At 35.7% G+C, this 796-nt stretch carries 1 protein-coding gene; it reads left to right on the top strand.

Going from position 1 to position 796, the window contains the following annotated elements; all coding sequences use genetic code 11:
- The first annotated feature begins 133 nt into the window (after nucleotides 1-133).
- Nucleotides 134-697, top strand: a complete 564-nt coding sequence (locus ASG38_RS15590; protein WP_056073202.1) for a Crp/Fnr family transcriptional regulator — start codon at nucleotides 134-136, stop codon at nucleotides 695-697.
- Nucleotides 698-796: the final 99 nt, after the last annotated feature.

Below are 796 nucleotides of genomic sequence, written 5' to 3'. Positions count from 1 at the left end.
TTCTTTTAAACAACTTCCTCTGGTACACAAAACACATAAACTTAGCACCTTTGAACCTTAGCAACTTAGTACCTCTTTTAATCTCTTTCCATTTTTCCGAAAAAAACTTACCTTGCAGAAACATTTATCATAAATGAAACTTCACGAAATACTGAACCAAATATATCCGCTTTCTCAGGAAGCAGCTCAAAAAATCCTGAGATATAGCAGCGAAATACGATTATCAAAAGGACATACGCTCCTGGAAGCTGATAAAAACGAAACTTCTATTTATTTTATCAAAAAAGGTATAGTGAGGGCATTTGCTCCAAAAGAAGAAAAAGACATTACTTTTTGGTTTGGTAAAGAAGGTGACCCTATTGTTTCCATGAAAAGCTATGTAGCGAATCTGCCCGGTTATGAATGTGTGGAATTGCTCGAAGATTGCGAATTGTATGAAATAAAAAATAATGACTTGCAGCTGCTTTTTCTTGAAGATATCCAAATAGCAAACTGGGGACGCAAATTTGCAGAACGGCTTTTGGTGCAAACCGAAGAACGTCTTATTTCCAAATTATTCAAGTCTGCTAAAGAACGCTATCTGGAATTGTTGGAGGAAAATCCGGATTTTGTCCAGAGAATACAGCTTGGCTATATTGCTTCTTATTTGGGAATTACACAAGTAAGCCTTAGCCGAATCAGGGCTGAAATAAAATAAGAAAGAATGCTAATTTCAACCATTTTCTCTTTTATCTAAAAAAACAAACTTAGCACCTCAGAACCTCAGCAACTTTTTTATTCCCGCCACAGATTAGAA

The organism is Flavobacterium sp. Leaf359, assembly GCF_001423985.1.
Classification (GTDB): Bacteria; Bacteroidota; Bacteroidia; order Flavobacteriales; family Flavobacteriaceae; genus Flavobacterium; species Flavobacterium lindanitolerans.
Note: the sequence above shows the minus strand (reverse complement) of the source record. Positions and strands in the feature narration are given on the sequence as shown.